The 14,177-nt window shown below is 67.8% G+C and carries 9 protein-coding genes; 5 read left to right on the forward strand and 4 right to left on the reverse strand.

What is annotated here, in order from left to right; translation table 11 throughout:
• Position 1 precedes the first annotated feature (1 nt).
• The 3 genes from AC1DQ3_RS30510 to AC1DQ3_RS30520 form a co-directional block, all read right to left on the reverse strand.
• Positions 2–1,102 carry a type IV toxin-antitoxin system AbiEi family antitoxin gene (locus AC1DQ3_RS30510; RefSeq protein WP_477123853.1) on the reverse strand — a complete coding sequence of 367 codons (1,101 nt, stop codon included), beginning with the start codon at positions 1,100–1,102 and terminating at the stop codon, positions 2–4.
• 262 nt (positions 1,103–1,364) lie between these two features.
• A complete protein-coding gene (locus AC1DQ3_RS30515; protein WP_477123854.1) occupies positions 1,365–2,951 on the reverse strand; it encodes an MFS transporter in 1,587 nt (528 codons plus the stop codon).
• A 270-nt stretch (positions 2,952–3,221) separates the two neighbouring features.
• A complete protein-coding gene (locus tag AC1DQ3_RS30520; protein ID WP_477123855.1) occupies positions 3,222–4,073 on the reverse strand; it encodes a helix-turn-helix domain-containing protein in 852 nt (283 codons plus the stop codon).
• A gap of 411 nt (positions 4,074–4,484) precedes the next feature.
• Between AC1DQ3_RS30520 and AC1DQ3_RS30525 the strand changes: the two genes are divergently transcribed.
• The 4 genes from AC1DQ3_RS30525 to AC1DQ3_RS30540 all read left to right on the forward strand — a co-directional run bounded on the left by AC1DQ3_RS30525 (position 4,485) and on the right by AC1DQ3_RS30540 (position 9,753).
• A complete protein-coding gene (locus tag AC1DQ3_RS30525) occupies positions 4,485–5,765 on the forward strand; it encodes a c-type cytochrome (protein WP_477123856.1) in 1,281 nt (426 codons plus the stop codon).
• A complete protein-coding gene (locus AC1DQ3_RS30530; protein ID WP_477123857.1) occupies positions 5,762–6,271 on the forward strand; it encodes a (2Fe-2S)-binding protein in 510 nt (169 codons plus the stop codon). Before AC1DQ3_RS30525 ends, AC1DQ3_RS30530 begins: the two co-directional genes overlap by 4 nt.
• Positions 6,268–8,541 (forward strand): xanthine dehydrogenase family protein molybdopterin-binding subunit, encoded by a 2,274-nt coding sequence (locus AC1DQ3_RS30535; protein WP_477123858.1) that lies wholly within the window; start codon positions 6,268–6,270, stop codon positions 8,539–8,541. Before AC1DQ3_RS30530 ends, AC1DQ3_RS30535 begins: the two co-directional genes overlap by 4 nt.
• Positions 8,542–8,607: 66 nt before the next feature.
• The gene (locus AC1DQ3_RS30540; protein WP_477123859.1) at positions 8,608–9,753 is read left to right on the forward strand and encodes an FAD binding domain-containing protein; all 1,146 of its coding nucleotides are present in this window, start codon (positions 8,608–8,610) and stop codon (positions 9,751–9,753) included.
• Positions 9,754–9,771: 18 nt separating this feature from the next.
• Here AC1DQ3_RS30540 and AC1DQ3_RS30545 read toward each other — a convergent pair whose 3' ends face one another.
• A complete protein-coding gene (locus tag AC1DQ3_RS30545) occupies positions 9,772–10,458 on the reverse strand; it encodes a hydrolase (protein ID WP_477123860.1) in 687 nt (228 codons plus the stop codon).
• A 278-nt stretch (positions 10,459–10,736) separates the two neighbouring features.
• On the opposite strand from AC1DQ3_RS30545, the gene AC1DQ3_RS30550 reads away from it, so the two are divergent.
• Positions 10,737–14,150: an AAA family ATPase gene (locus AC1DQ3_RS30550; protein WP_477123861.1), complete on the forward strand. Its 3,414-nt coding sequence runs from the start codon at positions 10,737–10,739 to the stop codon at positions 14,148–14,150.
• Positions 14,151–14,177 lie beyond the last annotated feature (27 nt).

The raw sequence follows: 14,177 nt of genomic DNA on the forward strand, positions 1-14,177 counted from the left end.
CTCAGATCTTGAGGATGTCGCGGCGCAGTTGCTCCGCCAGTTCGGCGTTCCGCCCCCGTCCGTCCAGGAGGTCGAGGTATAGGACAAACGGGCTGGCGAACCAGGGCGGGTGGTCGGAATGGAGGCGACGAAACAACATGCTCGCACCCGAGCGCTCGACCATGGTGACGTTCGCTCCTTTTTCGGCCCGCTTCAGGCCGATGGCCTCGGCGTACTGTTCCGCGGAGTCTGGACGTACGATCACGTCGGCCGTCTCCGTGCGCGTCAGGAGAGGCGAGACGGCATTGGCGGCGGCGGTGCCCGTGAAGGCCCAGTCGCGGAACCCAGCGGCCTCGATCTTTTCAGCCAGCGCGGCCAGGATGGCATTCGGGTTCGCGCTATAGAAGTGCCAGCGCGTCTTGCTCTCCTTCCGGTCCCGCCAGGCGTTGGCCCAGGCATCGAGCAAAAGCCCCGGTTTGGTGAGCCGGCGACGCAACATGCGTCCGCTACCTTGGGCCTCGATCCACTCAAGCCGGTCCAATTCCTGCAGGACGGTCGATACTGTGTAACCGGACGTCTCTGATTCGTCTGCAAGCTGGAGGCCGGTGAGCCAGCGTTGCTCAGCATGTAGCAGCGCATGGACGACCTTCTCTCGTGCACCTCGGAACAAGTCAGGAGTATGTTGTGTCGTGCTGGGCTTTGATGGTCTATCGATATTGATCAGCCACTTTCGGTGCCGTAGGAAAAGCGTGCCGCTGGAGTCGAAATAGCCGATTCCCCGCTGGCGAAGATCCTCACGCGCACCGGTGCTCAGGTGATCTGCCACCACCACCGGAATCAGGTCGCGCGGCGTTGAGGATTCGTTGCGATAGTCGTTGAGCTTCCAGACCACCCGCCTGACGTCGCGCGGATACCCGTCCCGAAGCAGTTCCAGCACCAACTGCCACGTCTCCCCATCGGGCGTGGCCATCGAAAGCAATCGGTCTGACACCGACGACGCGGTATCAGTCTGCGATGTCACGTCTGCCCCGGTCGCCTCCTTGAGCGCGTGGACGAACTGCGTGACAAGCCGGGCATGCTTACCGTCGTCGCGCCTCGTTAACCGCCGTTCCTCTTGAAGCACTTGTCGTTTCCTTTTTGTCTTTCCGCTAGTTTAGCTGCGCAGATAAAGAATCGCAAAGACAAAAAGGAAAACTTGTGGCAGTGGATGGTTTAGCCGGACAGCTGATATGACTCCCGGTGTCAATCGAGATTGGTTTGGTTCAGTTTCACAGTTCCATATTGCGGCCCTGTTCGCCATCGGCGCCTTGCTGGTGAGCTTGCTGGTCCTCGAGATATCCAGGCAGTGGCTGCGGCGCCCGGAGGCAGCCCTGCCCCGACCCGGCTCACTCAGGTGCGGCCAGGTGCCGTGCAACGGGCGGCGTGGCGCCGCGGTGAAAGCCCTGCACGCGGGTCTGGATCGCCTTGTCGTTCATGGTGTGGCGCTCGTGCTGGCGCAGATGCTCCAGCCACGACTCCACCAGGAAGGTCTCGATGAAGCGGCCGGGCGCGGCCAGGTCCTCGTAGACACCCCAGGTGAGCGCACCGCCGCGGCGGCGGATCCGGCGCATTTCCTGCACCGTTTTGGCGAATGCCGCCGCCTGCTGCGGCGCCACGTCGTATTCCACGCAGATCATCACCGGCCCCCGGTCGTGCGAAACGTCCAGCGTGCCGGGGTGCAGGAAGCCTGACGGCGTCAGGTCAAGCTCCGGCGATACGCCCAGGCGCCAGCGCAGCGCCGTGGTACTGGCCAGCACCATCCCGGCGGCCGCCAGCACCAGGGCCGTGGAAATGCCGAGCAGCCCGGCCGTCTTGCCCCAAAGCGCGCTGCCGGCGGTCATGGCGCCGAAGAAGACGGTCAGGTAGGCCGCGAGTGCGCGCGCCTTGACCCAGCCGGCCGCGCTGCGCTGGGCAGCCACGTTGAGTGTGGACAATACAGCGATCCACGCCAGTCCGGCAAACAGCAGGGCCGCCGCCAGCAGCCAGAAGTGCCGGACATAGGCGAGCGCGAGCAGGCTCAGCGCGAACAGCAGGCTCGCCAGCACCATCAACCGGTCGGCGGCTACGCGGCCCCGCAGCCTGGGCAGCACGAGCGCGCCGCCGACCGCGCCCAGGCCGATGCTGGTCAGCAGCACGCCGTAGCCACCCGGGCCAAGGCCCAGCTCCTGCCGCGCCACCAGCGGCAGCAGCGCCCAGCCGGCGCTGCCGAACAGGAAGAACGCCACCGCCCGCACCAGCACGATGCGCAGCAGCGGCGCGGCCTCCACATAGCGCAGCCCGGCGCGCACGGCCGAGAAGAAATGTTCCGGCGGCAGATTGCGCCGGGCAGGCTCCGGCTTCCACCGGAACAGCACCAGCACCACACCCAGCACCGACAAGGCATTGAGCAGGAACACCGCCGCGGGCCCGGAGAACGACAGGATCAAGCCACCCAGCGCGGGCCCGATGGCACGGCTGATATTGATGCCCAGCGAGTTCAGCGCGATCGCCGGCGGCAGATCCGCCTTCTCGACCAGTTCCGGCACGATAGCCTGGAACGGCGGCGAACTCATTGCCGCGCCGGTGCTCAGCAGGAACGCGGCAAGCAGAAGCACATGGGCGTTGACCAGCCCTGCCAGTACCAGCACGCCCAGCGTCACCGCCACGGCCAGCGTCCAGAGCTGCGCGAAGATCAGGTAGCGGCGCCGGTCGACGATATCGGCCAGTACCCCGGAAGGCAGCGCGAACAGGAACATCGGCAGGCTGCCGGCGGCCTGCACCAGGGCCACCATCAGCGGGTCGGGGTCGAGCGACGTCATCAGCCAGCTGGCACCGACATCGTTCATCCAGGTGCCCACGTTGGATGCCACGGTGGCAATCCACAGCATGCGGAAGGTACGGTGCCGCAGCGGGCTCCAGGGCGAACCGGCGGCGCCGGCTTGGGATTCAGTCATGGATGGATCGCTGGTTGCACGGGGCCATGCCCGCCATGCAGCCGACGGCCAGGAGCACCCGCAGGGGCGGCCGGCGGCGAAGCCACCGGTCGAAAGCCGCATTGTGTGAAGACCCGTACGTCCCGACTACCCATACCATCGGACTATGGCGCCACGCGCCGGCACGGCCTAGGATCGCTCTGCGGACACCGTGCCCCGCCTCGCCTGGCCAGCCGCGCGCAGGGCCTGCGCCACAGCTTCGACGGCACGTACGCAAGGCGCCGGACGCTGTCAGCAACCGACCCCGCGGCGCCAGATTCCGGGCGAGACGCCCAGCGCCTGCGAAAACACGCGCGTGAAGTGGCTCTGGTCGGCAAAACCGCAGGTAGTCGCCACCTCGGCCAAGGGCAGCGCCGAATCGCGCAGCAGCGCGCGGGCACGCTCCAGGCGCTGCGCCACCAGCCATTGATGGGGCGTCTGGCCGGTGGTATCGCGGAAGGCACGGGTGAAATGGCTGCGCGAGAGGTTGCAGGCATCCGCGATGGCCGCGATCGACAAATCGCCGTCGATGTTGGCAATCAGCATCTCCTTGGCCATTGCCACGCAGCGTTGCGAGAGCAAACGGTTGGTCTTGGGCGCCGCGAGCTGCCCGTTGCCATACTGCTCGACCAGGTAGGTCCCGATGGCGATGCCCAATTGATCGACGAACAGCCTGCTGGCCATCCCGGGCCGGCTGAGCGCTGGCACCACCGCCTGCGCAAGATGGGCCAGCACCTGGTCCCTCTCCCCGGCTGCGCCGCGCAGTTCCCGGACACGCGAGCGGCCTAGTTCACTGCTGGTACGTTCGATAAAGGCGCGGGAAACCTCCAGCAGGATGAAGTCGAAATGGCCATAAAAATCGGCCTTATAGTCGTCAAGGAAATTCCGGATATAGATGGAATCGATCTCGAAATCATGCGTGGTCGCGCGATATTCATTGAATATGCGGCGACGATGTCCTGTGCACAGCGAAATCCCCACCAGATAGCCGCGATGCGATGCCGGCATGAGCACCTGGCTGTCATCGGCGCCAGCCGAACTCTTGCGATAGAACTGGAGGTCGCTGCCGGCAAGCGCCTGGTCATGCTGAAGCTTCTGCGACAAGCATCCCAAGGTATCGGTCCCCCCGGAGGCAGCAGGCGGAAATGCGGCGGCAGCGTTTGCGTGCATGGCTTCACATGTGAATAAACGGGTATCCGGCCTATGGCTTTGGCGCCAGGTGCTGACCGGCGAAGAATAGCAGAGCAATGCTCCGCACACATGAAAAAATGCACGGTCACATGCGGCAAAACGCGAGCCGCGAGCCGCCCTTGCGCGGCGCCATCTCATACTTTGGTCTGGGCGCGACAGACCACTTGCCGATTGTTGGCGGCCAAGGCGGCTCCTACCATGCGAAGCAAGCGCAGTCACTTCCCGCCGGCGGCCAACCGTCCCGATGCATGGAACGTGCGCTGGCAAACTTCCTCCGACGCAAGGACCCGCAATGGACCGGCATCTCATCCCGGCAAGGCAAGCATGAAGCGCCGGCCCGTCATCCTGGCCGCGCTCGGGACCGCGGTCGCCGCCCTGGTGGCCGCGGCCGGCATCATGTGGGAACCGGCCATCGCGCCGATCCCGGCGCCGGCGCCCTCTTCCTTCGATCACGCGCTGACGCTGGAGGGCGCCCGCGTGGTCGCGCTGGGCGACTGCATGGTTTGCCATACCGCCAAGGGTGGCCAGCCCTATGCGGGCGGCCTGGCGCTGGTCACGCCGTTCGGCACTATCTACTCCACCAACATCACGCCCGATCCGGAAACCGGGATTGGCGGCTGGTCGCTGGAAGCCTTCGCGCGTGCCATGCGGCATGGCATCGCCCGCGACGGGCATCAGCTCTACCCGGCGTTTCCTTACATCCATTTCACCAGGATGGCGGACCGGGATATCGAAGCGGCCTATGCCTACCTGATGCGGCGCAATCCCGTGGTTGCCAGGGCCCCCGCGAACGCGCTGATCTTCCCCCTCAACTTCCGCCCGCCGGTCGCCTTCTGGAACCTGCTGTTCCTGCGGCCCGGCGAGGTGCAGCGCGATCCCGCGCAAGACGAAACCTGGAACCGCGGCCGCCTGCTGGTGGACGGGCTGGGCCACTGCGCCGCCTGCCACTCGCCGCTCAATGCCATCGGCGGGGAGAAGTTGGGCCGCGCCTTCGACGGCGGCGTGGTGGACAACTGGGAAGCACCGCCGCTGAACCGCCTGACGGGCGGGCCCGTGCCCTGGACCAAGGCGCAGCTCAGCGCCTGGCTGCGCACGGGTATCTCCCGCGCGCATGGCGCGGCAGCCGGGCCGATGCTGCCGGTCACGCGCGAACTGGCTACCGTGCCGGAGGCGGACGTCGATGCCATCGCGACCTATCTGATGGCGCTGCAGCAGCCGGCGCCCACGCCCGCCGTGGTGCCGGTGTCGGCGGCCGCGCCCGACCAGTCCGCCATCGCGCGCGGCGCGACGCTGTTCACCGGCGCGTGCGCCGCCTGCCACGGCACGGCTTCGCCGATGCAGAGCGTGGGCGGGCGCCCCAGCCTTGCCACCAGCTCCGCGGTCAACGCCGGCACGCCGCGCAATGCCATCCAGATGATGCTGCAAGGCGTGCCCTGGAACGGCGAGGACGCCCTGCACTACATGCCGGCGTTCGCGCAGGCCTTCGACGACCAGCAACTCGCCGACCTGACGGCCTACCTGCGCGCCACCTACTCCCGGCAGCCGCCGTGGACCGATGTGCTGGACACCATAGCGGACATCAGGAAAGGAAACGAATCGCGATGATCAAGCTCACCGTCAACGGCGCCAGCCACCAGTTGGAAATCGATCCGTCCACGCCGCTCCTCTACGCCCTGCGCGAAGAACTGCACCTGCACGGCGCCAGGTTCGGCTGCGGCCTGGGCCAGTGCGGCGCCTGCACCGTCATCGTGGGCGACCGCCCGGTGTTCTCGTGCGTGATGCCGGTGGCGTCGGTCGGCAGCCGGCCGGTGCGCACCATCGAGAGCCTGGGCACCGTCGACAGGCCGGGCCCCTTGCAGAAGGCGTTCATCGACCACCAGGCGGCGCAATGCGGCTACTGCATTGCCGGCATGATCATGCGCGCGCAGGCGCTGCTGGAGGTCAACCCGCACCCCACCGAAGCCGAGCTGCGCGCGCACATGGAACCCAACCTGTGCCGGTGCGGCACGCATATGCGCATCCTGGCAGCCATCCGATCGGCGGCAGGCACGACCAGGGCAGTGGGCAAGGCCGGGATCACGCCGGAAGGCCGCAAGGCGGATGCGCGATGAGCGGCCATGACGACGACATCGACCCGGGCCGCCGCGCGTTCCTGGTTTCGGGCTCGCTGGTGGTGGGCTTCACGCTGCTGCCCGGCAGCACGGCCATGGCGCGGATGGTGCTGGCCGACGAGGGCGCGGCCGTGCAGGTCTCGCGGCAGTACGAGACGCTGGCGGGCAGCCTGAAGACCAATCCCTATCTCGACGCCTGGATCAGGATCGCCCCCGACAACCAGGTCACGGTCTGCACCGGCAAGGTCGAGCTGGGCACCGGCGTGCGCACCGCGCTGCTGCAGGTGGCGGCCGAAGAGTTGCAGATGGCGCCCGCGCAGATCACCTTCCTGACCGCCGACACCGGCCGTTCGCCGGATGAAGGGCTGACCGCCGGCAGCCACACCATGGCCGACAGCGGCAGCGCCCTGCTCAACGCGGCGGCCCAGGTGCGCGGGCTGCTGGCCGACGCGGCCGCGCGGCAGTTGCGCGTCGACGCGGTGTCGCTGACGGTCGCCAACGCGCGCATCACGGCGCGCGACGGGCGCTCGCTGACGTTCGGCGAACTGCTGCCAGCGGTGAACCTGCACCGCGCGGCGACGCCCGCCTCGCCGCTGCGCGACCCGAAGTCGTTCTCCGTGATCGGCACGCCGATGCCCCGGCTGGATATCCCCGGCAAGGTCACCGGCAGGCCGAGTTATGTCCAGGACATGACGTTGCCGGGCATGGTGCACGCGCGCGTGGTGCTGCCGCCGGCCTATGACGCGGCGCTGCTGTCGGTCGACGAGGCCGTGGTGAGGTCCATGCCCGGCGTGATCGCGGTCGTGCGCGACGGCAACCTGCTCGCCGTGGTGGCCAAGGGAGAATGGCAGGCGGTGCTCGCGCAGCGCGCGCTCGGCGCCGCCTGCCGCTGGAGCAAGGGGCGCGCCCTGCCGCGGCCCGCCGAGGTGATCGTGCAGCTCAAGCAGATCGCCACGCAGCACATCGAGATCGCCAAGATCGTCAATGCCAGGGGCGTGGTGCCGGCAGCCGCCAGGACGCTGGCCGCCACCTTTTCCAAGCATTACCTGATGCACGGCTCGATCGGCCCCTCGTGCGCCGTCGGGCTGATGCAGGACGGCGTGCTGACGGTATGGACCCACTCGCAGGGCGTCTACCCGCTGCGCGCCGGCCTGGCCGAGATGCTGTCCATGCCCAAGGAAAAACTGCGTTGCATCCATGTGGAAGGCTCGGGCTGCTACGGGCACAACGGCGCCGACGACGCGGCGGCGCATGCCGCCTATCTGGCCCGCGCCCTGCCCGGGCAGCCGGTGCGCGTGCAATGGATGCGCGACCAGGAAAACCTGTGGGACCACTACACGCCCGCGATGGTCACCGAGGTCAAGGCATCGCTCGATGCCGGCGGCCGCATTGTCGACTGGGACTACGCGCTGTGGAGCAGCTCGCACAACGAGCGCATCGTCAACGCCGGCCGGCTGCTGCCCGCCACGCTGCTGGCCAGGCCTTTCGTCTCAGCGCCGTCGGTCCCCATGCTGCAGCCCGAGGGCGGCGGCGACCGCAATGCGATTCCGCTCTACCAGCTCCCGGCCGCGCATATCGTCAACCACTTCTCGCCGACCATGCCGCTGCGCACCTCGGCGATGCGCTCGCTGGGCGCGCACATGAACGTCTTCTCGATCGAGAGCTTCATGGACGAGCTGGCCGCCGCGGCAAACGCCGACCCCGTGGCCTTCCGCCTGCGGCATCTGGAAGACCCCCGCGCGCGCGACGTGATCCAGCTTGCCGCGGACAAGTTCGGCTGGCCCAGGCGCGGCAGCAAGCCCGGCCACGGCGTCGGCTTCGCTTTCGCCAGGTACAAGAACCTGATGGGCTATGTGGCGATCGCGCTGGAGATCTCGGTGGTGCGCGACACGGGGCTGGTGCGCCTCGAGCATGCCGAAGTGGCGGTCGATTGCGGGCAGATCGTCAATCCGGATGGCGTGCGCAACCAGATCGAGGGCGGCATCCTGCAGTCCGCGAGCTGGACGCTGTACGAAGCGCTGCGCTTCGACACCGGCGGTATCGGCAGCTTCGACTGGAGCGCCTATCCGATCATGCGCTTCTCTTCCGTGCCCGCCACCATCAACGTGCACCTGATCGACCGCCCCGGTACGCCGTTCCTGGGCGTGGCCGAAGCGGCGATGGGGCCCACCGCGGGCGCCCTCGGCAATGCCCTGTTCGATGCCACCGGCAAGCGCCTGCGCGATATGCCGCTGGGCGGCGAGCGGCTGCGCAGGGAAATTGCGCCGTAGCGCGCAACGCGCCATGCCCCGGGCGCCAACCGGTGCCCGGCCCCTTGACATCAACGCCATGACCCCATGCCTACGTCCAAACCACACCGCGCCGTCGTGATCGGCGGCTCGCTCGGCGGGCTCTTTACCGCCATCTGCCTGCGCGCCATCGGCTGGGAGGTCGATGTCTTCGAGCGGTCGCCGCAGCAGCTCGACAGCCGCGGCGGCGGACTCGTGCTGCAGCCCGACGTGCTCGATGCGCTGGACTTCGCCGGGGTGGCACACGCACCCGGCTTCGGTGTGCCGTCGAAGGACCGCATCTTCCTGGACCGCGATGGCGTGGTCCGCCGCATCTACATGCCGCAGACGCAGATCGCTTGGAACGGGCTCTACGCCCTGATGAAAGACACGCTCGATCCGGCCGCGATCCATGCGGGCGAGGAACTGGTCGGGCTCGCCCAGGAGGCCGATCACGTGACGGCCCGCTTTGCCTCCGGCCGCACCGAGCACGCCGATCTGCTGGTCGGTGCCGACGGACCGCTGTCCACGGTGCGGCAGCTGCTGCTGCCCGGCGATGCGCCTGCCTATGCCGGCTACGTCGCCTGGCGCGGCGTGCTGCCCGAGGCCGGCCTGGGCGAGCAGGCCAGGTCGCTGCTGGTCGATGCCTTCGCCTTCCAGGACGGCCCGCGCCACCAGATGCTGACCTACCTGATTCCCGGCGAGGACGGGTCGGTCAGGCGCGACGAGCGGCGCCTGAACTGGGTCTGGTACCGTGCGCTGCCCGCGGGAGAACCGCTGGCGGCCGTGCTGCTGGACCGCCATGGGCGCCAGCACACGCATTCGCTTCCGCCGGGCGCGGTCAAGGACGCCGATGCCCGGGCGCTGCAGCTTGCCGCGGCGCACAGCCTGGCGCCCGTGTTCGCGGCGCTGGTCGCGTCGACCCCCGATCCCTTCCTGCAGCTGATCCAGGATTACGCGGCACCGCGCATGCGCTTCGGCCGCGCCGTGCTGCTCGGTGATGCCGCCTTCGTGGCGCGTCCGCATACCGGCGCAGGAGCAGGCAAGGCGGCGGGCAATGCCGTGGCCCTGGCGCGCGCGCTGCAGGCGGCCCCGGACCGCATCGACGATGCGCTCGCGCTGTGGGATCGAAGCCAGTGGGCCGCGAACAAGCGCCTGGCCCAATGGGGCATCTCGCTAGGCAGGCGCATCATGGGCGTGATGCAGCCCGCCTAGCCGGCACGGCAACGCGGCTCAACGTGCCGGCACCGGCGCGCGCGACGCGTGCGGCGTGGCGGTGCGCTGCGCGGCCTTGTGCACCATGGTGTAGGCGTAGTCCACACCCATGCCGTAGGCGCCGGAGTGTTCCTTGACCAGTTTCATCACCGCGTCGTAGGTGTCGCGGTGAGCCCAGTCGCGTTGCCATTCGAGCAGCACCTGCTGCCAGGTCACCGGCACCACGCCGGCTTGCACCATGCGCTGCATGGCGTAATCGTGCGCTTCCTTGCTGGTGCCGCCGGAGGCGTCGGCCACCATGTAGATCTCGTAGTCGCTCTCGTTCATCGCGCTCAGCGCGAAGGTGGTGTTGCAGACCTCGGTCCACAGGCCGGCGACGATGATCTTCTTGCGGCCGTTGGCGGCCAGCGCGTCGCGCACCTTCTGGTCGTCCCACGAGTTCATCGAGGTGCGCTCCAGCGTGGGCTGCTCGGGGAACACATCGAGCAGCTCGGGATAGGTGAAGCCCGAGAACGACTCGCTCTCCACCGTGGTGATGGTGGTGGGGATGCTGAAGATCCTGGCGGCCTTGGCCAGGCCCACGGCGTTGCTCTTCATCGCCTGGCGGTCCATCGACTGCACGCCGAAGGCCATCTGCGGCTGGTGATCGATGAAGATCACCTGACTGTTCTGCGGGGTCAGCACTTCGAGTTTCTGATTGGACATGGTATTCGCTCTCTCATTGAAATTAGTTGACCTTTTTGGTTCCGGCTTTATTTGTTACAGCGCCGTCAATGGATCGAACTATACGAGAGCAACCAAGGCGTGCATTATCCAATTCATGGATACGTTATTCAAATATTTTGAAGTTTGTTTCGCGGTGAAAAACCGGACGCGCCACGCGGTGCGCCGCGGCCCTGAGGGCCAGGGCTGCAAGTTGCACGCCTTTGTAGAATTCGGGTACTGTTGAACCTCGCAAGCCGCCTAAGACGAAGGTGAGCCCTATGCGCTGCATCAACTGCAGGTTCGAGAATCCGGCAAGTGCCAAGTTCTGCGAGGAATGCGGCGCCAGGCTAGTGCATGCCTGCCCGGCCTGCGGACACGAAACCGGTGCGAGCGCCAAGTTCTGTAGCGAATGCGGTGCACCGCTGAGCCGCACGGCCCCCGGCGCGGTGCTCGCGGGCAGCACCCCGATCGACTACACGCCCCCCCATCTGGCCGAGCGCATTCGGGCAGCACAGGCGGCCATGGAGGCACGCGGTGCGACGGACGGCGAGCGCAAGACGATCACCGCGCTGTTCGCCGACATGGCCGGCTCGACCGCGCTGATCCAGGACCTCGATCCCGAAGACGCACGCCACCTGATCGACCCGGTGCTGGCGCTGATGATGGACGCCGTGCATCACTACGAAGGCTATGTGGCCAAGTCGATGGGCGACGGCATCCTGGCACTATTCGGGGCGCCGATCGCGCACGAGGACCATCCGCAGCGGGCCCTCTATGCGGCGCTGCGCATGCAGGAGGACATGCGCCGCTACGCCGACCGCGTACGTCTCGCACAGGGGATCGCGCTGCAGATACGCGTCGGCGTCAACTCCGGCGAAGTGGTGGTGCGCGCCATCCGCACCGACGACTTGCACACCGACTACGATCCGGTGGGGAATTCGATCCACGTCGCTTCGCGCATGGAAGGCATCGCGGTGCCCGGCTCGATCGTCGCGAGCGAGCACACCCACCATCTGACCGAGGGCTATTTTTCGTGGAAGGCGCTCGGCGCAACGCCGATCAAGGGGCGGTCCGAGCCGCTGCCCGTCTTCGAAGTGCTCGGCCTCGGCCCGCTGCGCACCCGCTTGCAGGTGTCGGCCAGCCGCGGGCTGGCGCATTTTGTCGGCCGCGTCCGCGAGCTCGGGCAGTTGCGCGAGGCGCGGGCGCGGGCGCATGCCGGGCAAGGACAGATCGTCGGCGTGGTGGGCGAACCGGGGGTCGGCAAGTCGCGGCTGTGCCACGAGTTCAAGCTGCTCGCGCCGCGCAACTGCCTGGTGCTGGAGACGTTCTCCGTCTCGCACGGCAAGGCCTATCCGTATCTGCCACTGATCGATCTGCTGAAGAACTACTGCCAGATCACCGCGCAGGACGACGAGCGTCGGCGGCAGGAGAAACTCACCGGCAAGGTGCTGACCCTGGACCGCGCGCTGGAGGACGGCCTGCCCTACCTGCTCCACCTGCTGGGAGTCGCCGAGCCGAACTCGGCATTGGCGAATCTGCCTTCCCAAATCCGCCGGCAGCGCACTTTCGAGGCGATCAAGCGGCTGCTGGTACGCGAAAGCCTGGCCCAGCCGCTTGAGCTCATCGTCGAGGACCTGCAGTGGCTGGACAGCGAGACCGAGGCCTTCCTCAGCTTTCTCGGTGAGAGCGTGACCAACGCCCGCATCCTGCTGCTGGTCAATTTCCGGCCCGAGTACCGTCCCGACTGGAGCCACAAGAGCTGCTACGCCCAGTTGCGGCTGGATCCCCTGGGCGAGGGCGAGGCCCGGGAACTGCTGCGGGACCTGCTGGGCGGCGGCGCCGGGCTCGCCCCACTCGAGCACCTGATCCTGGCGCAGACCGAGGGCAACCCCTTCTTCATCGAGGAAGTGGTGCAGACGCTGATCGAGGAGCGGGCGCTGCGCGGCGAACGCGGACATTACCGTCTCGAGCAGCTTCCGACCAGCCTGCACATCCCGCCCACCGTGCAGGGCGTGCTCGCCGCCCGCATCGACCGGCTGGGGGTGGCGGAGAAAGCGCTGCTGCAGACCCTGGCGGTGATCGGCAAGGCCTTTACCTGGAGCCTGCTCGCGCGCATCGTCGAGCAGCCCGAAGACACGCTCAAGAGCCTGCTGACGCGGCTGCAGGCCGGGGAGTTCATCTACGAACAGCCGGCATTTCCGGAGGTGGAGTACAGCTTCAAGCACGCGCTGACCCAGGAGGTCACTTACGGCTCGCTGCTGATCGAGCGGCGCCGCGCGCTGCACGAGCGCACGGCCCAGGCCATCGAGTCCCTGTTCCCCACCCAGCTCGAGGCGCACTGCAACGAGCTGGCCCATCATTTCAGCTGCAGCGGCAACACGCCCAAGGCGGTGGCCAACCTCCTGTGCGCCGGGCGCCAGGCGGTGCAGCGCTCCGCCGATGCCGAAGCGGTCACCCATCTCACCATGGCCCTGGCTCTGCTCGAAAACCAGCCCGATACACCCGAGCGCGCACGACAGGAACTAGAGCTCCAGATCACGCTCGGTCCGGCCTGGATGGCCGCCCGTGGACCTGCTGCCCCGGAAGTGGAGACGACCTACACGCGGGCGCTGACGCTGTGCAAGCAACTCGGTGAAACGACCCTGCTGTTCCCCGCCCTGCAGGGGCTGCGCACCTTTTACCAGGTCCGCGGGGACTTGCTGACGGCGCGCGGGCTCACCGCGCAACTGCTCACGCTGGCCGAGGAGTCGCAGGACCCGGCGTGGCTGGTCACGGCCCATCGGGTCCTGGGCACCAACCTGTTCAGCCTGGGCGAGCTGGATGCCGCCCGCACGCACCTGGAGCAGGCCTTGGCCCTCTATGATCCCCTGCAACACCAGTCTCCCGTGTTCTTCTATGGCTCGGAACCCGGCGTGCTGGGGCTGGCATTCCTCGCCCTGGACCTGTGGCTGCTCGGCCACCCGCAGCAGGCCCTGGCGCGCAGCCAGGCGATGCTCGCCCTGGCGCAGACCCTGTCCCACCCGCCCGCCTCGGCCACGGCCCTGATCATCGCCGCCGAACTTCATCTGCGGCGCCGCGAAGTGCAGCCGACGCGCGAGTTGACGCAGGCCACCCTCGCCCTCGCGACCGAGCACGGCCTTCCGTTCGCGCTGACCTGGGGCACCATCCTCTGGGGCTGGGTCCTGGCCGCGCAGGGTGGCGCCGCGGAAGGCATCGCGATGATGCAGCAGGGCATGAGCGCCTACCAGGCCACCGGCGCGGAACTGTCCCGGACGCATTTCCTGGGGTTGCTGGCCGACGCCTACGCCAGATCGGGGCAGGCCGAGGCCGGCCTGAGGACGCTGGCAGAGGCGCTGGGGCTGGTTGAGCGCACGCAGGAGCGCGTGTACGAAGCGGAGCTGTACAGGCTCAAGGGCGAACTGACGCTGCTGCGGCCGATCGGCGGTGCGCAGCAAGCCAGCCGCCAGGACGAAGCCGAAGCCGCCTTCCAGCAGGCGATATTGATCGCCCGCCGACAGAGCGCTCGATCGCTGGAGCTGCGCGCGGTGATGGACCTGGCCCGGCTGTGGCGAGAGCAGGGCAAGCCGGAAGCCGCCCGCGAGATGCTGGCCGCGAGCTACGGCTGGTTCACCGAAGGCTTTGACACCGCGGACCTGCAGGAGGCCAAGGCGCTGCTCGACGAGCTGGCTTGATACGAAGTCGCGTTCAATACAGGCACG

Source organism: Cupriavidus sp. 01T418 (assembly GCF_056398885.1).